Source organism: Aquidulcibacter paucihalophilus (genome assembly GCA_030285985.1).
Classification (GTDB): domain Bacteria; phylum Pseudomonadota; class Alphaproteobacteria; order Caulobacterales; family Caulobacteraceae; genus Brevundimonas.
The window spans coordinates 293323-311522 of sequence record CP127384.1; the positions used below are offsets into that span (position 1 = coordinate 293323).

Genomic DNA, 18200 nt, shown 5'->3' on the forward strand with positions numbered 1-18200 from the left:
CGCGAAATGCTCATCCGCCAGCCAGTTTCACTTCAGCCGCATCGCGGGCTTCGGGGTCGCCGACGTGCATCCAGTCGCCGTCCAGCACGCAGCCGTACAGCCGGCCCGCCGCCGCCGACCGGCGCCAGAAACCGCTCAGGGAGAAGGGGCCGTCGGAGCCGTCCGCGACATAGTCGGGCCGGCAGATGTGGACGCCCATATAGGCGAAGGGGGCCTCGGGGGCGTCGCCCCGGAAGGTCAGTCGCCCGTCGTCCGTGAGGAAGAAATCGCCGCCGCCCTCGAAGCCGATCGAGCCTTCGCGTCGCGCGAGAAGAAGGGCCGCATCCATGATTGACGGATTCCACAGCCGCGCGAGTTGATTCAGCGCGGTGTCGCCGGGGCCGCTGTTGTCGGTCCAGACGCTGTCGATATTGGCGACGAAGACCGGGTCTGACCCGAGTAGCGCCGCGGCCTTCTTCAGGCCCCCGCCCGTTTCCAGCAGTTCGGCGCGCTCGTCGGAGATGAGGATTTCAGGCCCTCCGACCCGTGCTGCGAGGTGCGATTCCAGCCGTTCGGCGAACCAGTGGACATTGACGACGGCCCGCTCGACGCCCGACTCGCCCAGACGGCGAAGCACATGGTCGATCAGGGCTGCCCCGCCGACCTCGACGAGGGCCTTGGGCCGGTCGTCGGTGAGGGGCCGCATCCGCGTGCCGAGGCCGGCGGCGAGGACCATGGCGGTGGTGGGCGCGGTCACGACCGGTTCTCCGCGACCCGGTTTTCCGCCGGCACGTAGCGGTCGAACCATTGCTTCAGACCGTGCAGCCCGCCGACCTCCAGGTCGCGCTCCAGATGCCGCCAGGTGCGCGGCATGAAGGCGGTGTAGCGGTCGCGCCGGAACAACACCTCCTGCCGGGCGAAGACCCGGCCGAGAATGCGGGCCGCGTTCAGGGCGGCCAGCGCCCGGTAGTCGTGCAGGAAGGTCTCGCGGTCCAGCGCCGGGCCGCGCGCGGCCAGATAGCGGTCCAGCATGGCCGTCTCCAGCTCCGGCGCGACATCCCGGCGGGCGTCCTGCAGCAGGTGCAGCAGGTCCCAGGCCGGGTGGCCGCTGACCGCGTCCTGGAAGTCGATCATCCCGACCCGCGCCAGTCCCGACCGGTCGGGCAGCCACAGCAGGTTCTCGGCGTGATAGTCGCGGTGCACGAAGACCGGCGTCGCGGCCTCACCCAGGGCGATCACCGGCGCCCAGAGGGCAGACCATTCGGCCCGCGCCTCGTCCGAGGGAACGGGCAGTCCCGCGAACGCCGGCCACCACTCCAGGAAGGGGTCCAGCCCCGCCTGATAGGCGAGGGCGTCATAGCGGTGCAGCGGCCAGCGCTCGCCGTCCGCCTTGATCACCCGCGGCGGGGCGGTCTCATGCAGGCCGGCGAGGGCGTCGACCGCCGCGCCGTAGATTGTCTGCAAGTCCCGGTCATGGGACGCAAAGATGTCGTCGCCCAGATCCTCAAGCACAGCCAGTCCGGCTGCCGTGTCGCGCGCGCCGATGGCGGGCGTCGACAGGCCGCGCTCGCGGAGCCAGCCCGCGATGGCGACGAACGCCGCGACCGACCCTCCCGCCAGCCGCGCCTCGGCATTGTAACCCAGCGCCCGGCGCTGGTCGGCGTCGGCGTCCTCGGGCGCGACCGCGCTCTCCTCGGCCGGCGCCTGATCCATCAGGATCAGCTTCCGACCGTCAGCCGTGGTCAGCCGCTCATAGCGGCGCGTCGAGGCGTCGCCGGCCAGCGGGACGCGCACGGCATCGGCGAGGCCGGCGGCCTTCAGGAAGTCGAGGCGTTGAAGCTCGCGGTCAGACATGCAGATCCTTCACCTTGGCTTCCCACGTCCCTACGCCAGAAACGGTCGCATGCCGTCCCGCGCCCTGTTCGGCGAGGGTCACGGTCAGCCGGTCGGGCCCCAGCCAGGCGGCGGGATCGTCGCCCAGCCGCTCGGGCCATTCAATCACGGCGCAACCCTCATCCAGCGCTTCGTCCAGCCCGATCTCCGCCGCCTCCTCGGGACGGGTCAGGCGGTAGAGGTCGAAATGGGCCACCGGCGGCGCGCTGTCATAGAATTGCACCAGGGTGAAGGTCGGGGAGGGTACGTCCTCGTCGGGCCGGGTCATGGCCCGGATCAGGCCGCGCGCCAGGGTCGACTTGCCCATGCCCAGAGGTCCGTACAGCAGCACGGTCTCGCCTTGCGCCAGTCGCGGCGCGATGGCCGCGCCGAGACGGGTCGTGGCTTCGGCGTCGGGCAGCACCCAGTCGCGTGTCCCGGTCATGCGAAATCGGCGTCCGGCTGGCTGGGCAGGACCCGTTCGGTGAAGGCCTTCAGCCCGTAGGTCGCCCTGGCCGCATCGATATCGAGCCGCGAGGGCGGGATCGGTTTGCCGACCTTCAGCTGGAAGGGCTTGCGCTTCTTGTTCAGCAGTTCGTGGAAAAGCGTGATGTCGCGCAGCTCCTGCGACACCCGGTCGAACAGGTGGAACAGGGTGGAATCGGGTCCCGCCACATGGATCGGCACGACCGGCGCGTCGTATTTGCGCGCCAGAGACGCCGCCGTCGGGGCCCACTCCGGATCGGTCAGGGAGCCGTCCTTGGCCACGCGGGACAGCCGGCCGGCCGGGAACAGGACCACGCAGCGCTCGGCCTCGAACGCCTCCTTGGCCGCCAGCAGGGTGGCGCGGGTCTTTTCGCGATTGCGCTTGGACACCACCCATTCGACGGGAATGACGGCCTCGCCCAGGCGGGGCGAGACCCTGAGCGCATCGGCATTGGCGAAGAAGATCGCGTCGGCCCGCCGCGCCCTCACAGCGTCGAACACGGCGATCCCGTCGGCGATGCCGGTCGGATGGTTGGCGACGACGATGCAGCGGCCGCTGGCCGGAATCCGCTCGGGATTCATCACCGCGACCCGCAGGTCCATGAGGTCGCTCATATAGTCGAGCGCCCCCGCCCCCGTCAGTGGCCTGACGGCGTCGGCCATGCGCACGGCGGCGCGATAGTTGAGCAGTTTGTAGAGCACCGGCCGGATCGCCGGCCAGAAGAAGGATCGGGTCAGACGCGGCGCGCGCTCGGCTATCAGCACGTCGACGATGTGCTGATCCGGGCGGGTCGGCGGGGGAGCGAAGATCTCGGTCATTCGCCCCGGTTGTCGCCGCTTGCGGCGCGCTCGGCAAGCGGCTTGGCGGGGGCGAGGGCCGTGTTAAGTCTGACCACTGGAACAAGGGGGTCGGGCGGATGACGATGCGGATGGGACTTCTGGCCGGCGCGACGGTTCTGGCCCTTGCGATCAGCGGCGCGGCCTTGGCCCGGACGCCGCCCGCCGGGGACGGACCGGTGGTCGCCCCGACCGCGGCCGGCGGCCTCAGCCCGGACCAGCTGGCCATGATGGAGCGGGTCGCCGATCCCCGCCTGTCGCCGGACGGCCGCCGCATCCTCTACATCGTCCGGGCCACCGACTGGGCCGGCAACCGGGGTGTCAGCTCGGCCTGGGTGATCGATCCGGACGGTCCGCCGCGGCGGCTGCCGGCCTCGGATGGCGGCGTGGCCAGCGCGCGCTGGGCCCCCGACGGCCAGTCGATCTATTTCCTGTCCTCGCGCGGGGGCTCCAGCCAGGTCTGGCGTATGGATCGCGAGGGCCAGGCCGCCGTGCAGGTGACCACCCTGCCGGTCGACGTCACCGCCTTCCGCCTGACGCCGGACGGCCGGTCTCTGGTCGTGGCCCTGGCGGTCTTCGTCGACTGCCCCGACCTCGCCTGCACCCGCGATCGGGTGAGGGCGCAGGCGGCCTCGGTCTCGACCGTACGCAGCTATGACCGGCTGCCGCTGCGCCCGTGGGACAGCTGGAATGACGGCCGCCGCAACCATCTGTTCGCCGTGCCGCTGAACGCCTCGGGTCTGGCGGCGGGCGAGGCGCGCGACCTGATGCGTGGGGTCGACGGCGATACGCCGTCGCGGCCGCTCGGTGACGACGGCGAGTTCGTCATCTCGCCCGACAGCCGTCGCCTCGTCTTCCAGACCCAGATGCAGGGCCGGACTGAAGCCTTCACCAACGACCTTGACCTCTACAGTGCCTCGATGGACGGCGGGCCGCCGGTCAATCTGACGGACGGCAATCCGGCGCCCGACACCAATCCGGTCTTCTCGCCGAACGGACGCCAGCTGGCCTGGCTGGCGGGCGGTCGCGAGAACGTCTTCGGCGACCAGGCCGTGATCATGGTCGGCAATGTCGACGGCTCCGGCGCGCGCGCCCTGACGGCCGACTGGGATCGCGGTCCCGGTGCCCTGCGCTGGCGCTCGGACGGGCGGGCGCTCTACGCCACGGCCGCCGAGAACGGTCAGCAGAAGCTGTTCGAGATCGACGCCCGCACGGGTGCCGTTCGCGCCGCTACCGACGAAGGCACGGTCTCGGCCTATGACGAGGCCGGCGGCCGGTTGATCCTGTCGCACGAAGGCTTCGGCGGCCCGGCGCAGATCGTCGACGCCTCGGGCGAGGCCCCGCGCGCCCTGACCGACCACAACGCCGCCGTCCTGGCCGGAACCGACCTGCCCGAGGGCGAGACCTTCACCTTTGCCGGCTGGAACGGCGAGGCGGTGCAGGGCTGGGTGTTCAAACCGGCCGGCTATGTCGAGGGCCGGACCTATCCGGCGGTCTATCTGATCCACGGCGGCCCCAAATCGCCCTGGACCGACGGCTGGAGCTATCGCTGGAACCCGCAGATCTACACTGGCGCAGGCTATGCGGTGGTGATGGTCAATTTCCACGGCTCGCCGGGCTTCGGCCAGGCCTTCACCGATGCCATCAACGATCACTGGGGCGATCGGCCGCTGGAGGATCTGCAGAAGGGCTGGGAGTCCGCCCTGGCCTCCAACGCCTTCATCGACGGCGACCGGGCCTGCGCGCTCGGAGCCTCCTACGGCGGCTATATGGTCAATCTGATCGCCGGCAAATGGAACGGGCCGTGGCGCTGTCTGGTCAACCACGCCGGGGTGTTCGACGTCGGCCAGCTGATGAACGCCATGGACATCGCCACCTTCATCGCCGAGTTCGGCGGTCCCTCGTGGGAGCGGCCGGAGCTGTACCGCGACTTCAGCCCCAACACCTGGGTGGCGGACTGGAACAAGCCCATGCTCGTCCTGCACGGCTCGCGCGACTTCCGTGTGCCGATCGAACAAGGGCTGGGGACCTTCTCGGCACTGCAAAGGCGCGGCATCGAAAGCCGGTTCGTCCATGTGCCGGACGAGAACCACTGGGTGTTGAAGCCGCGCAACTGGGTCGACTGGCAGCAGGAAATCCTCGACTGGACCGCCGGCCATACCGGAGCGGTGCCCGCGCCCTGACCGCCTTCCGCCCGCCGACCCGTGGTGCTACGCCAGCGCCCTGATCCGCGTCTTCGTCTCCAGGAGCCTGCTCATGCGTCACCGTTCCCTGCTCACCGGCGCCTGCGCCGCCTTCGTCCTGCTGGCCGTCGTCCCCGCCCTCGCCGAGACGCCGCCGGTGGTGGTCGCCGAAGCTCCGGCCGCCGCAGCCCAGGACCTGAACACCTTCACCTGGCAGGACATGATCGCCCTCAACCGGCTCGGCGATCCGCAGGTGTCGCCGGACGGGCGCTGGGTTGTCTATTCGGTCACCGCCACGGACGTCGCCGCCAACCGTCGCTCGGGTGCCCTGTTCATGATGGACCTGCAGAACCCGGGCGAGCCGGTCCGGCTGGCCATCAATGAAGGCGGCGCCAACACCGCCCGCTGGGGGTCTGACGGCAAGCTGTATTTCCTCTCGGGCCGCTCGGGCACGAGCCAGGTCTGGCGCGCCGCCGCCGACGGGACCGGCCCGGTGCAGGTGACCAACCTGCCGCTGGACGTGAACGCCTACCGCCTCAGCCCCGATGCCTCGAAGGTCGTGGTCTCGCTGGCCGTCTTCCCCGACTGCGCCGACCTCGCCTGCACCGTCGACCGGACCAAGGCCGTGGCCGACGACCCCTCGACCGGCCAGGTCTATGACCGGATGTTCGTGCGCCACTGGGACACCTGGGCGGACGGCACGCAGAACCACCTGTTCGCGGTCAATTCCGACGGCTCGGGCGCGCCGGTGATGGTGACGCGCGGCTTCGACGGCGACACCCCCTCCAAGCCGTTCGGCGACGAGAGCGAGTTTGTCTTCGCGCCCGACGGCCAGTCCATCGTCTTTTCGGCCCGGCTGGCCGGCCAGTCCGAACCCTGGAGCACCAATTTCGACCTCTACCGCACCAACGGCCTGAGCGGCGACGGGACGTTCGAGAACCTGACCGACGCCAATGACGCCTGGGACACCGGCCCGGTCTTCTCGCCGGACGGCCGCACCCTGGCCTATCGCGCCATGGCCCGTCCGGGCTTCGAGGCCGACAAATACGCCATCTTCCTGCGCGACATGGGCACGGGCCAGACCCGCCAGATCGCCGCGGACTGGGACCGTTCCGCCGACACCCTGCAATGGTCGCGCGACGGGCGGACGCTCTACACCACCGCCGGCGACGTCGGTCAGACCCGGATCTTCGCCGTCGACGTGACCCGCGGCTCGGTCGTGCCGATCACCGGGCCGGGCCATGTCTCGGCCTTCCAGCAGACGCCGTCCGGCTTTGTCTTCGCCCAGGACACCCTGACCCGTCCGAGCGAGCTGTTCGTGAAGACCTTCCGCGGCCGCGAAATGCCGCGCCGGATCACCGATGTGAACCCGTCGCTGGACGCCGAGACCTTCGGCGAGCCGGAGCAGTTCAGCTTCCCCGGCTGGAACGGCGAGACGGTGCACGGCTATGTCATCAAGCCCGCCGGCTATGTCGAAGGCCGTCAGTATCCGGTCGCCTTCCTGATCCACGGCGGACCGCAGGGCTCGTTCGGCAACAGCTGGTCCTATCGCTGGAACCCGTCGTCCTACGCCGGGGCCGGCTATGCGGTGGTGATGATCGATTTCCACGGCTCGACCGGCTACGGCCAGGCCTTCACCGACTCGATCAGCCAGCACTGGGGCGACCGTCCGCTGGAAGACCTGCAGAAGGGCTGGGCCTTCGCCCAGGAACGCTATCCCTTCCTGGACGGCGACAACGCCTGCGCCCTGGGGGCCTCCTACGGCGGCTATATGATCAACTGGATCGCCGGCAACTGGGCGGGCGAGTTCAAATGCCTGGTCAACCATGACGGCGTCTTCGACACCTTCGGCATGGGCTATTCGACCGAGGAGCTCTGGTTCACCGAGTGGGAATATGGCGGCACGCCCTGGGAAAACCCGCGCGGCTACCAGGAATTCAACCCGGCCAACCATGTGCAGAACTGGCGTGACCCGATGCTGGTGATCCAGGGCGACCTCGATTTCCGCATCCCGACCGCCCAGGGTCTGTCGACCTTCACCGCCCTGCAGCGTCGCGGCATCGAGAGCCGTCTGGTGGTCTTCCCGAACGAGAACCACTGGGTGCTCCGGCCCGCCAACAGCCGCCAGTGGCACACCGAGGTGTTCGGCTGGCTCGACAAATATCTGACGCCGGAAGACTGACGCCGGTCTGAAAGGGCGATCGACAGGGGGCGCGTCCGGCAACGGGCGCGCCCTTCGCCTTGAGGCCGGTGGCGCCAACTGCCGACTTCGCGCGTTGTCAGGGGTTGGACGGAGTTCCGGTTTGCCCAACCCCTTGAAAGACAATCCGAACTGGCTCGCCCTTCGCGACCGGGCCCTGGTCCCGGCCGTCGCCTGGGCGCGCGAGCGGCGGGACCGGGTCGTCGCCCATGATCCGGTCTATGGCGGCCTGCGTCGTCCGGGCCGTCCCGAGGCGTTCGCGGCCGGCGGGACCGTCCTGCTGCTCCTTCTGCTCGTGTTGTTTCTGGCCCTGTTCCAGTGGAACTGGCTGCGCGGGCCGATCGGCTCCTGGGCCTCGGCGAGATACGACCGCGAGATCGAGCTCAACGGCGACCTCGACGTCCATCTGTTCAGCCTGACGCCCTCGGCGCGGGTGCAGGGCCTGCGCATCGGGGGGCCGGACTGGGCGCTGGAACAGGATACGCTCAAGGTCGCGGACCTGCAGGCCTCCGTTGGCCTCGGTGCCCTTCTGGCCGGCCGGATCGAGATGCCGCGCGTGATCATCACCCGGCCCGAAGTCGTCCTGATCGCCGCCGAGGACGGGCGGTTGAGCTGGGTCCTCGACCCCGGCAAGACCGACGATCAGGGCATGAAGATTCCCCTGATCAACCATCTGGTGATCCGCGACGGCAGGCTGAGCCTGGACGAACTGAAGCGCGACCTGACGCTCAGGGCGACGCTATCGGCGCGCGAGGGCTCGGACGGTCAAGCCGGATTCCACCTCGACGGCCGCGGCACCATGAACGGCACGCCCCTGCGGCTGGAAGTCCGCGGTGGGCCCTTCATCAACATCCGGCGCGACCGGCCATATGGCTTCAAGGCCGAGCTGTCGGGCGTGGGCTCGACCCTGATCGCCGACGGCTCGATCACCCGGCCGTTCGACCTCGGCCAGTTCACCGCGGCCCTCAGCCTGCAGGGGCGCGACATGGCCGACCTGTATCTCCTGACCGGGATCACCACCCCCAATACGCCGCCGTACCGGCTGAGCGGGACGCTGAAGCGGGACGATACGGTTTTCACCTTCAACGATGTCTCGGGCCGGGTCGGGACCTCGGACCTGTCCGGCGACCTGAAGGTCGACAAGGTCGGCGACCGCCGTCGGGTCGATGCGGACCTCCGGTCCAATCTGCTGGACATCGACGACCTCTCCGCCGTGCTGGGCGGTACGCCGCGGGTCACGGCCTCCGGTGATACGGTCACGACCTCGGGCGCCGGCGCCAAACTGCTGCCCACCGCGCCGCTGAACGTCGAGCGGCTGCGGGTCATGGACGGCACGCTGCGTTACCGGGCCGCGCGGGTGAAGCGCAATGAGCTCGACATCCGTCAGGTCGACCTCGGGGCGGATCTCAGGGACGGCATCCTCAAGCTCGATCCGGTGTCCTTTGATTTCAACCGTGGCTCGCTGAACGGGACGGCGCGGATCAACGCCAACCGGGACACGCCGTACACCACGGCCGACTTCCGGCTGAGGGGCTATCCGCTCGAATCCATCGTGCCCGCCCGCGACGGCGCTCCGGTCGTCACCGGCAGCGCCCTCGGCCGCGCCAGACTCGAAGGCCCCGGGGCGTCGGTGCATGATTTTGCGGCCAACTCCACCGGCACGCTCAGCCTGGTGGTGCCGCAGGGGCGGATGCGCGCGGCGTTCGCCGAACTGCTCGGCATCAATGTCACCGCCGGACTGGGCAAATTGCTGTCCGGCGACACGGGTTCGTCCGAAATCCGCTGCGCCGTCGCCGACTTCACGGTGCGGCGCGGCATCGCCACCGCGCGGACCTTTGTGGTCGACACGACCCCGGTGCTGGCGCGGGGCGCCGGGACCATCGACCTCGGGGCCGAGACGATGAACCTTCGCATCGACGGAGAGACCAAACAGCCGCGTCTGATTCGTCTCTGGTCGCCCATCACCCTTCGCGGGCCGCTGACGGCTCCGGCGATCGGGATAGAGGGCGGCGCGGTCGCCGGCCAGGTCGGTCTGGGCGCGGCCCTGGGTGCCCTGATCAATCCGTTGATTGCCCTGCTGCCCTTCGTTGATCCCGGCCTGGCGGAGGACGCCAACTGCGGGGCCCTGATCTCCTCCGCGAGATAGGCCGCGCGACAGGTTGAGCCGAACGCGCGTTCCGTGCGTATCTTGGGCCCCGTCTCCCATTCGCCCTCAAGGACCGCATGACCCGAAGAGGCCTGTTCGCCCCCGCGCTCGGACTGCTCGCTGCCGCCTGTTCGCCCCTCGCCCTGCTGAATACGTTCGGCCCGCGCGACGGCGGTGTGCGCCGGGTCGACCGTGACCTCGCCTATGGCGAGGATGCCCGGCAGACCATGGACATCTTCGTCCCTACCGCGCCGCAGGCCCGGCCCTGGCCTGTGCTGGTGCTGTTCTACGGCGGCGGCTGGGACAGTGGCGACAAGACCTACTACGCCTGGGCGGCGCAGGCGCTGGCGGCGCGCGGCTTCGTGGTCGCCCTGCCGGACTACCGGCTGGTCCCTGAGGTGCATTTCCCGGCCTTCATCGAGGACGCGGCCCTTGCTACGGCCAGGGTCGGTGAAATCGCCGGCCAGTACGGTGCCGATCCCGCGCGGCTGGGCGTCATCGGCCAGTCGGCGGGGGCCCACCTCGCCATGATGATCACCCTCGATCGCCGCTATATGGCTGCCGTCGGCGCGCCCGGCCTGATCAAGGCGGCCGTCGGCCTGGCCGGCCCCTATGACTTCCTGCCCTTCGACGTCCCGGCCTCGGTCAATGCCTTCGGTCGGGTCGCCGACCCGACCCTGACCCAGCCCGTGACCTTCGCCCGCGCCGACGCTCCGCCGCTGTGGCTGGGACACGGCACCGCCGACGTCATCGTCCATGCCGAGGACACCACCATCCTGTGCGAGCGGATGCGTGCGGTCGGGGGACGCTGCGAAGAGAAACTCTATCCCGGCCTCAACCACGCCGACCTGATCTCGACCTTCTCCCCGCTGTTCAGGAAGAAGGCGCCGGTGCTGGACGATGCGACGGCCTTCCTGCGCCGCGAACTGGGCTGATCGTTTCGGTATCAGAACCGGTCAGTGGCGCGGACCGCGGGGCGGGTGCAGTCTTGGCCAAGATCGGGGAGACGGCGATGCGACTTCTGTTGTCTGTGATGATGGTCCTGGGCGTGGCGTCACCGGCCGTGGCGCAGCTTCCGCCGCCGTCGGCCGAACTCACCGCCGCTTTCGGGGCCGCCCGTGACACGTCGCCCACCTCGCCCCAGCTCGAGGCCGAGCAGCGGCAATGGCTGCACTATCGGAGCCTGGATGAATATGGCTACGGCACCGACGGGGATGACGAGCGTGCGCAGGAGCTGACCCGCCGGGCGCAGCGGGACCAGGCGCTGCAGGACGTGACCGTGACTTCGCCCGAAGCGCTCGGTGCCTGTATCGGCTCGGCCCTGAACGGCTGTTCCAGCCGAGCCGCCGGCTGGCTGTCGTCCCCGGACGGCGATCGCCTGTTCTGGCAGCTGCAGGACGGGGTCACCGACGAGAACGGAATCACCGGCGGTTTCATGCTGCTGTCCGGCGGCGGAACGGGACCTGTCCGGCCGAGGGCCTGGGCCTTCGAGGGCTGGCGCTACGAAGCGCCGACGCTGATGATCTTCGAAGGCAGGATGTATGTGGCGGTCCCGGGCCGGATGCAGGGGACAGGCAATGGCAATGCCGACGCCGTCTTCCGCTGGTCGCCCGATGCGGCCGAGCCCCTGGTCCAGGTGGATAACTGGAGCTGGCGTGATCAGCTGGCCGAACGGCTCCCGGCCGGACTGGAGGTCTGGAAGGGCGTGGACTACCGCTATGGGGACGGCGAGGTCTGGGCCTGGACGAAGCTCTGGCAATCGACCGACGGCAACTGTTGTCCCAGCGGGGGCGAGGCGACCCTTGGCTTCGAGATCCGGGACGACGCGCTGGTGCTCGCCGGGGTCAGCGTCAACGAGCCGCTGCGTGACGCGGCGATGACCGTGCCGGCCGAGGTGTTCGCGTGGATGGGCCGCAAGATGATGTGCGACCACTGGGCGGGCGAGGAAGGCTATGACGCCGACCGGCGGGCGCAGATCACCGCGGCCGTCCGCGACCTGCGATGCGAGGCCGAGCCGGCGGACGGAGCGGCGCTGAAGGTCAAATACGCCGACAACGCCATGCTGACGGCCCTGATCGCCCGCACGCAGGCGAACGGGGATTAGAGGCCGCGCTCAAGCCGCGAGCGACTGCGTAACAGCGCCTCATGCGCTCAAGCCGTGAGCGACCGCGTCGCGAACATAGCGCCCAACAAGCTGCACCGTCTCGCCAAGGCCATGATCTTCCGCTAGACGAGGCCATGACAGAAACGATGACAGCACAGGCGGCTCTGGACCGCCTCGAAACCCTCTACAGCCAATCCGTCTCCAACCTGCGCACCGCGGTAGGGACCTTCCTCCGGACCGGCGAACGCGCCGATCCCGAAGCGCGGGCCAGGGGCCTGTTCTCCTATCCGGAGCTTCGGGTCAGCTGGTTCGGCGACCGGCCCCAGAACCTTGAAACCCGCGCCTATGCCCGCCTTTCGCGGCCCGGCGTCTATTCGACCACCATCACGCGGCCGGACCTGTTCCGCCCCTATCTGACGGAACAGCTGAGCCTGCTGCAGGCCGACTATGGGGCCACCTTCGATGTCGGCCCGTCGGAACAGGAAATACCCTTCCCCTATGTGATGGACGGCTCGGACGTCGCGCTCGACCGCAGCCAGACGGCCGCCGTCGCCCGCTATTTCCCGACCACGGACCTCGCCCACATCGGCGACGAGATCTCCGACGGGATGTTCGACCTGACGAAGGACTTCCCGCTGGCCCAGTTCGACGGCCTGCGGACTGATTTCTCGCTGGCCCGCCTGCGCCACTACACCGGCACGCCGGTCGAGGACGTCCAGTCCTACATCCTGTTCACCAACTACAATCGCTACGTCGACGAGTTCGTGCGCTGGGCCTGCGCCCAGCTGCAGGACCCGAACAGCCCCTATGAAAAGCTGGTCTGCGCCGGCGGCATCGTCATCACCCGCGATACGCCCGATCCCGAGGCCGCGGTCATGGATGCGGCCTGGAAGAAGCACCAGATGCCGGCCTATCACCTGACCGCGCCGGGCTGGGCGGGCATCTCCCTGGTCAACATCGGCGTCGGACCATCCAACGCCAAGACCATCTGCGACCACCTGGCCGTCACCCGTCCGCATGCGTGGATGATGATCGGCCACTGCGGCGGCCTGCGTCCCTCGCAGAGCATCGGCGACTATGTCCTGGCCCACGCCTATCTGCGTGACGACCATGTGCTCGACGCGGTGCTGCCGCCCGACATCCCCATCCCCTCGATCGCCGAGGTCCAGCGGGCCCTCTATGACGCCGCCAAGATCGTCTCCGGCGCGCCGGGCGAAGAGGTGAAGAGGCGGCTGCGCACCGGCACGGTGGTGACCACCGACGACCGGAACTGGGAGCTGCGCTATTCCAAATCGGCCCTGCGCTTCAACCAGAGCCGGGCCGTGGCCATCGACATGGAATCCGCCACCATCGCGGCCCAAGGCTACCGCTTCCGCGTGCCCTACGGCACCCTGTTGTGCGTTTCGGACAAGCCCATCCACGGCGAGATCAAACTGCCGGGCCAGGCCAACCGCTTCTACGAGGGTTCGATCTCGGAACACCTGCAGATCGGCATCCACGCCATCGACCTGCTACGCGCCGAGGGCAGTCGCCTGCACTCCCGCAAGCTGCGGGCCTTCGACGAGCCGCCGTTCCGTTAAGGCCGCCTGACGCGCTTCCCGCAACTTGAGGCGAGGGCTACTTCTTCAGCCGTTTCGCATTGGCGACGGCGGTGTTGTGGATCGGGCGGATGGCATCGGCCTGACCCTTCAGCATGGCGCTGTTCAGGGTCAGCATCTGCGCGGCGGCGCGGCTCCACCAGCCGACGGCATAGCTGTACTGCGCCTGCATCGCCGCGGCCGGGGTCGCGGCGGTGGCGATCGATGTGGCGGCCTTCGAGGCGTGCCCTGCCTCGGTCATGACGCCCGAACCCAGACGGCCGCCAATGTCGCCGAAGGTCTTCGCCACGGACGAGGCGGAGGCCGACAGGGCCTCGACCTTCTCCGAGCTCATCAGCGACATTTCCTTCAGGTCGACCTTGCGCGGATCGATCATGCCGGCGGCCATGATCTCCAGCCGGGCGTTGATGACGTCGCCCGCGGCCTTCATCATCTCGCCACCCGACAGGGCTGTATTGGCCGCCCGCGCGCCGTCGCGGGTCAAGCGGCGGCCGGTCTTGATGGCTTTTTCGAACTGGGTCATGCGCCAGCCTTGGGCCGCAATCACGCCTCGGGCAAGACCTCGGCAGAGAAGTCGGCGACATCCTTCAACAGGGCGGGGACCGCCGCGTCGATGATGGTTCGTCCGTGCTCCGGGCTGGCCTGGGCGGGGTCCGAGCCGATCCGGCCGTCGGGGAAGCGCGCGCGATAGTCGAGCGCGTCGCGGATCGGGCCGGTGGGCGCGATCTGCGGGCTGTAGGTCGCCGTCTTGATATGATCCGGATAGGCGGCCTGCGTCACGGCGATCTCCGACGGCGTCGCATGCATGCCGTGGCCGGTCGGGAAGATGCGGGTGCAAAGGCTGTTGACGCCCGGCAGGTCCCACCAGTTCTTCAGCTTCAGCACGAACGGCGGCTGCTCCTCGACGAAGCTCCATTCCGCATAGATCTCGGCGAAGGTCGCCTCGATGGTGGCGACATTGCCGCCGTGGCCGTTGAGGAAATAGATCCGCTCGAACCCGTGCCGGCTCAGCGAGCTCACCCAGTCGGTGATCGCGGCCATGAAGGTCGAGGGGCGCAGCGAGATGGTGCCCGCGAAGGCCAGGTGATGCTGGGCCATGCCGATGTTGAAGGTCGGGGCCACGACGAGGCTGCCGTCCTGCTTCTCGGCGGCGTGGGCGATGATCTCCGGGCACATCCAGTCGGTGCCCAGGAGGCCGGTCGGGCCATGCTGTTCGTTCGAGCCGATCGGCACCACCACCGTCTTCGTGGTCTTCAGCCGGGCGTCGATCTCGGGCCAGGACGACAGATGGATCAGCATGGGGAAGCTCCGTGGAGATTTGCGCGGTTTAGGCCGATTGGCGGCCGGGGCCAACCTTCACCGGGTGCCGGCCGTCATCGGGCGAAGGCGCGCAGGAACCGGTGCACGGCCTCGGCGGCGCGCGCTTCAAGGTCGATCGGCGGCTGGGCGACGCCGAGGATGGCGCGCAGGTGGCCGTGCCCCAGCACCATGCCCGCGAACATCTCGGCCGCAACCTCGGGCTGGGGGATGCGTAGCAGCTCAAGCCGGTCCTGTTCGGCCAGCCAGGCCGCCAGCCGGCGCAGGCCCTCGGCGGGTCCGGCCTGGTAGATGGCGTCGGCGAGGTCCGGCATTTCCGGCGACATCAGGGCCACCCCGCGCAGCGAGGCCCCCGCGTCCACTCGCAAGAGCTTGTCGAGCAGGCCGACGGCGAAGGCGGTCAGCACCGTCTCCGGATCGCCCCCGGCGCGCAGCGGCGCGCTGATGGCGTCGGACCGGCGGGCGGCCAGCGCCCGGCCGATCTCCAGCTTGTTGGGAAAGCGGTTGTACAGGGTCTGGCGGGAGACCCCGGCCCGGCGCGCGATCTGCTCCATGGAGGCCAGGGCGCCCTTCTCGCCGAACAGGGCCGTGGCCGCCTCGAGGATGGCCTCGGTCTTGGTCTCGTCGACCTGTCCGCGAACGCGCGCCATCAGTGTGCCTCCACCGGCGGGGCCCCGGCCGGCGTCCTCACCGGTCGCGACAGCAGGGTGACGCAGGCCGCGAAGGCGCAGGCGATGGCCAGCATGGCGAAGGCGTCGCCGAACGCCAGGGTCGTGGCCTGCTTCTGCAGCATGCCCTGGACCGCCTTCATCGCCGACCCGGCCGGATCGATCGATCCCGCGAACCGCGCCTGCATCCCCGCCAGCATGTCCTGCATCCCCGCGCTGGTCACCGGGATGTTCTGGGTCAACTCGCTCATGTGCAGGGCGGTGTTCTGCGTCAGGGAGGTGTTGAGGATCGCCAGGCCGAAGGCGCCGCCCACGTTGCGGCTCAGATTGACCAGGCCCGAGGCGTTCTTGACCATCTCGGGCGGCAGGGTCGACATCGTGACCTGCTGGGCCGCGATCATGGCCATCATGACGCCGCAGCCGCGCACCGCCTGCACGCTGGCGAACTCCCAGAAGCCCCAGTCGGCGGTGACCAGTCGGGCGTCCCACATGCCCCAGGCGCAGAGCATGAAGCCGCCGAACATCAGCAGCCGCAGGTCGACCTTGCGTACCAGCCGTCCCGCGAAGGGCGCGGTCAGGAACATGGCCAGGCCCGAGACCACCATGGTCGTTCCGACCTCGGAGGCCGAATAGTCGCGCACCCGGCCGAGGAACAGCGGCAGCAGGAAGGTGCCGCCGAACAGGGCCGCGCCCACGATAAAGGTCATCACCACCCCGACGACGAAATTGCGGTTGGTGAAGGCGCGCAGCTCGACGATCGGATTGCGGTAGGTCAGCGACCGCCAGACGAAGGCCGGGCCGGTGATCGCGGCGACCAGGGCCAGCAGCAGGATCAGGTCGTCGGCGAACCAGTCATTCTTCGAGCCTTCCTCCAGCACGAACTGCAGGCTCATCAGGAAGGTGGCCATCAGCCCCAGCCCGGCCCAGTCGAACCCCTTGGCCAGGGACGGATCGCCCTTGTCGAAATTGGCGTAGCGACCGACCAGGAACAGCACCAGCATGCCCGGGATGAGGTTGATGAAGAACAGCCAGCGCCAGCTGAGCCACTCCGTCAGATGCCCGCCCAGGGTCGGGCCGACCGTCGGCGCCAGGGTCACGATCAGGCCCATGACGATGCTGGCCGTGACCCGCTTGTCCGGCGGGAAGGCGGTGAAGGCGACGGCGAAGACCGTCGGGATCATGGCCCCGCCGACAAAGCCCTGCAGCGCCCGGAAGAAGATCATCGCCTCGATCGAGGACGACATCCCTGTGGCCAGGCTCATGAGCAGGAAGCCGCTGCAGGAGACGAGGAAGACCTTCTGCGTCCCCCACAGCCGCGACAGATAGCCCGACAGGGGGATCATCACGACCTCGGGGATCAGATAGGCCGTCTGGATCCAGCTGATCTCGTCTGCCGAGGCGCCGACCCCGGCCTGGATCTGGGGCAGGGACGAGGCCACGATCTGGATGTCGAGGATGGCCATGAACTGGCCGATCACCATCCCGGCGAAGCCGAGCAGCAGGAAGGTCCAGTTGACCTCGGGCGCCGGCGTGGGCGCGGCGGCCTCGACCGTCGGAGCGGCGGCGGTCACCGGACCGCGGCCACGACGGGTCCGGTGGCGGCCTCGGCGAAGCTCAGGCCGCCGCGGCTCTTCAGGTCAACCTTGACCTCGACCGACAGGCCGGGCCGCAGGGCGGCGGCCCCCGCGCGGTCGACGCGGATGCGGACCGGCACGCGCTGGGTGATGCGGGTGAAATTGCCGGTCGCGTTCTCGACCGGGATCAGGGCGAACTCCGAGCCGGTGGCCGGGGCGAAGCTGTCGATATGACCGACCAGAGGCTCGCCGGGGAAGGCGTCGGCACTGATCTCGACGGTCTGGCCGATGCGCAGACGGTCGAGCTGGGTTTCCTTGAAATTGGCGACCACATAGGCGTCGCCCAGCGGCACGATGGACAGGATCTGGCCGCCCGGCCGGACATATTGCCCGACGCGGACGCCGCGGGCCCCGACCACGCCGCCGACCGGGGCGCGGATGACGGTGCGGTCCAGGGCTATGCGGGCCTGTTCGACACGGGCGCGGGCCACATCGACGGCGGCGAGGCTCTGGCTGCGGCTCGAACCGAGCACCCCGGCGGTGCGCTGTTCGGCGATCAGGGCGGCTTCCGCCTCGGCGACCGAGGCCTGGGCGGTGCGGGCACCGGCCTGTTCTGTCTGGATGCGGGCCTGGGACACCCAGCCCTGCTCGGCGAGGCGGCCGTAGCGGTCGACCTGCTGTGCGGCCAGGTCGGCCTGGGCGCGGGCCTGGGCCACGCCGGCGGCGCGCGAGGCGATGACGGCCTGTTCCTGGGCGGCGCGGGCGTCGACATTGCCGACGGCGGCGATCACCGACGCCAGATTGCCCTCGGCCTCGGCCAGATTGGCGCGGGCATCGGCGTCGTCCAGCCGGATCAGGATCTGGCCCGGTGCGACCCGCTGGTTGTCGGCGACCAGAACCTCGACGACATAGCCGTCGATCTGGGGGCTGACGCCGGTGGTGTCGGCCTGGACGAAGGCGTTGTCGGTCGCCTCCCAGCGCTGCTTGCCCTGCCACCAGACGACCCCGCCGATGACGAGGGCCAGGGCCGCAAAGGCGGCGACGATCAACGGCAGGCGCTTCTTGTGGGCGGGGGTCAGGGTCATGGCGGACTCGAAAGCGTGTCGGGGAGGACGGCGCATAAATGGACATGACTGTCCAAAAATCAACCACTCATGCGCCGGGGCCCAACACATCCTGTTTCCGAACCTGCGCTTGACCGCCGCCGCCGGGAGGTTTCGACTACGGCCAAGCTGA

General features: G+C 69.3%; 15 protein-coding genes. 6 read left to right on the plus strand and 9 right to left on the minus strand.

Annotated features, from left to right (window positions below):
* Positions 1 to 10: 10 nt before the first annotated feature.
* Genes KB221_01530 through KB221_01545 form a run of 4 tightly spaced genes read right to left on the minus strand, consistent with a single transcriptional unit; the run spans position 11 to position 3156 of the window.
* Positions 11 to 715, minus strand: a complete 705-nt coding sequence (locus KB221_01530) for a nucleotidyltransferase family protein (protein ID WIY70846.1) — start codon at positions 713 to 715, stop codon at positions 11 to 13.
* Positions 716 to 732: 17 nt separating this feature from the next.
* Positions 733 to 1833 carry a phosphotransferase gene (locus tag KB221_01535; GenBank protein WIY69718.1) on the minus strand — a complete coding sequence of 367 codons (1101 nt, stop codon included), beginning with the start codon at positions 1831 to 1833 and terminating at the stop codon, positions 733 to 735.
* Positions 1826 to 2296 carry a tRNA (adenosine(37)-N6)-threonylcarbamoyltransferase complex ATPase subunit type 1 TsaE gene (tsaE, locus tag KB221_01540; GenBank protein WIY69719.1) on the minus strand — a complete coding sequence of 157 codons (471 nt, stop codon included), beginning with the start codon at positions 2294 to 2296 and terminating at the stop codon, positions 1826 to 1828. The genes KB221_01535 and tsaE overlap by 8 nt, the downstream gene beginning before the upstream one ends.
* Positions 2293 to 3156 carry a 1-acyl-sn-glycerol-3-phosphate acyltransferase gene (locus KB221_01545; protein WIY69720.1) on the minus strand — a complete coding sequence of 288 codons (864 nt, stop codon included), beginning with the start codon at positions 3154 to 3156 and terminating at the stop codon, positions 2293 to 2295. Before KB221_01545 ends, tsaE begins: the two co-directional genes overlap by 4 nt.
* A gap of 98 nt (positions 3157 to 3254) precedes the next feature.
* Between KB221_01545 and KB221_01550 the strand changes: the two genes are divergently transcribed.
* The 6 genes from KB221_01550 (at position 3255) to KB221_01575 (ending at position 13387) form a co-directional block, all read left to right on the plus strand.
* The gene (locus tag KB221_01550; GenBank protein ID WIY69721.1) at positions 3255 to 5357 is read left to right on the plus strand and encodes a S9 family peptidase; all 2103 of its coding nucleotides are present in this window, start codon (positions 3255 to 3257) and stop codon (positions 5355 to 5357) included.
* Between the two features lie 73 nt (positions 5358 to 5430).
* Positions 5431 to 7539, plus strand: coding sequence for a S9 family peptidase (locus KB221_01555; GenBank protein ID WIY69722.1), 2109 nt, complete (start codon positions 5431 to 5433; stop codon positions 7537 to 7539).
* Positions 7540 to 7672: 133 nt separating this feature from the next.
* Complete coding sequence (locus tag KB221_01560) at positions 7673 to 9703, plus strand: AsmA family protein (protein ID WIY69723.1); 2031 nt, start codon at positions 7673 to 7675, stop codon at positions 9701 to 9703.
* A 77-nt stretch (positions 9704 to 9780) separates the two neighbouring features.
* Positions 9781 to 10638 (plus strand): alpha/beta hydrolase, encoded by an 858-nt coding sequence (locus KB221_01565; protein ID WIY69724.1) that lies wholly within the window; start codon positions 9781 to 9783, stop codon positions 10636 to 10638.
* A 77-nt stretch (positions 10639 to 10715) separates the two neighbouring features.
* Positions 10716 to 11807 (plus strand): hypothetical protein, encoded by a 1092-nt coding sequence (locus tag KB221_01570; protein WIY69725.1) that lies wholly within the window; start codon positions 10716 to 10718, stop codon positions 11805 to 11807.
* Positions 11808 to 11941: 134 nt separating this feature from the next.
* Positions 11942 to 13387 (plus strand): AMP nucleosidase, encoded by a 1446-nt coding sequence (locus KB221_01575; GenBank protein ID WIY69726.1) that lies wholly within the window; start codon positions 11942 to 11944, stop codon positions 13385 to 13387.
* A 37-nt stretch (positions 13388 to 13424) separates the two neighbouring features.
* Here KB221_01575 and KB221_01580 read toward each other — a convergent pair whose 3' ends face one another.
* From KB221_01580 to KB221_01600, 5 genes are all read right to left on the minus strand, one after another.
* Positions 13425 to 13928, minus strand: coding sequence for a phasin family protein (locus KB221_01580; protein ID WIY69727.1), 504 nt, complete (start codon positions 13926 to 13928; stop codon positions 13425 to 13427).
* A 20-nt stretch (positions 13929 to 13948) separates the two neighbouring features.
* Positions 13949 to 14704: a creatininase family protein gene (locus KB221_01585; GenBank protein ID WIY69728.1), complete on the minus strand. Its 756-nt coding sequence runs from the start codon at positions 14702 to 14704 to the stop codon at positions 13949 to 13951.
* A 74-nt stretch (positions 14705 to 14778) separates the two neighbouring features.
* The gene (locus tag KB221_01590) at positions 14779 to 15372 is read right to left on the minus strand and encodes a TetR/AcrR family transcriptional regulator (protein WIY69729.1); all 594 of its coding nucleotides are present in this window, start codon (positions 15370 to 15372) and stop codon (positions 14779 to 14781) included.
* Entirely contained in the window at positions 15372 to 16961 is a 1590-nt protein-coding gene (locus KB221_01595) for a DHA2 family efflux MFS transporter permease subunit (protein ID WIY69730.1), read from the minus strand. The genes KB221_01590 and KB221_01595 overlap by 1 nt, the downstream gene beginning before the upstream one ends.
* A complete protein-coding gene (locus KB221_01600) occupies positions 16958 to 18049 on the minus strand; it encodes an HlyD family secretion protein (GenBank protein WIY69731.1) in 1092 nt (363 codons plus the stop codon). Before KB221_01600 ends, KB221_01595 begins: the two co-directional genes overlap by 4 nt.
* Positions 18050 to 18200: the final 151 nt, after the last annotated feature.

Bases quoted from the DNA above. Each gene is read 5' to 3' on its own strand.
- KB221_01555 (WIY69722.1), top strand. From the start codon at position 5,431: ATGCGTCACCGTTCCCTGCTCACCGGCGCCTGCGCCGCCTTCGTCCTG.
- KB221_01580 (WIY69727.1), bottom strand. From the start codon at position 13,928: ATGACCCAGTTCGAAAAAGCCATCAAGACCGGCCGCCGCTTGACCCGC.
- tsaE (WIY69719.1), bottom strand. From the start codon at position 2,296: ATGACCGGGACACGCGACTGGGTGCTGCCCGACGCCGAAGCCACGACC.
- KB221_01535 (WIY69718.1), bottom strand. From the start codon at position 1,833: ATGTCTGACCGCGAGCTTCAACGCCTCGACTTCCTGAAGGCCGCCGGC.
- KB221_01575 (WIY69726.1), top strand. From the start codon at position 11,942: ATGACAGAAACGATGACAGCACAGGCGGCTCTGGACCGCCTCGAAACC.
- KB221_01590 (WIY69729.1), bottom strand. From the start codon at position 15,372: ATGGCGCGCGTTCGCGGACAGGTCGACGAGACCAAGACCGAGGCCATC.
- KB221_01570 (WIY69725.1), top strand. From the start codon at position 10,716: ATGCGACTTCTGTTGTCTGTGATGATGGTCCTGGGCGTGGCGTCACCG.
- KB221_01565 (WIY69724.1), top strand. From the start codon at position 9,781: ATGACCCGAAGAGGCCTGTTCGCCCCCGCGCTCGGACTGCTCGCTGCC.
- KB221_01530 (WIY70846.1), bottom strand. From the start codon at position 715: ATGGTCCTCGCCGCCGGCCTCGGCACGCGGATGCGGCCCCTCACCGAC.
- KB221_01550 (WIY69721.1), top strand. From the start codon at position 3,255: ATGACGATGCGGATGGGACTTCTGGCCGGCGCGACGGTTCTGGCCCTT.
- KB221_01585 (WIY69728.1), bottom strand. From the start codon at position 14,704: ATGCTGATCCATCTGTCGTCCTGGCCCGAGATCGACGCCCGGCTGAAG.
- KB221_01600 (WIY69731.1), bottom strand. From the start codon at position 18,049: ATGACCCTGACCCCCGCCCACAAGAAGCGCCTGCCGTTGATCGTCGCC.
- KB221_01545 (WIY69720.1), bottom strand. From the start codon at position 3,156: ATGACCGAGATCTTCGCTCCCCCGCCGACCCGCCCGGATCAGCACATC.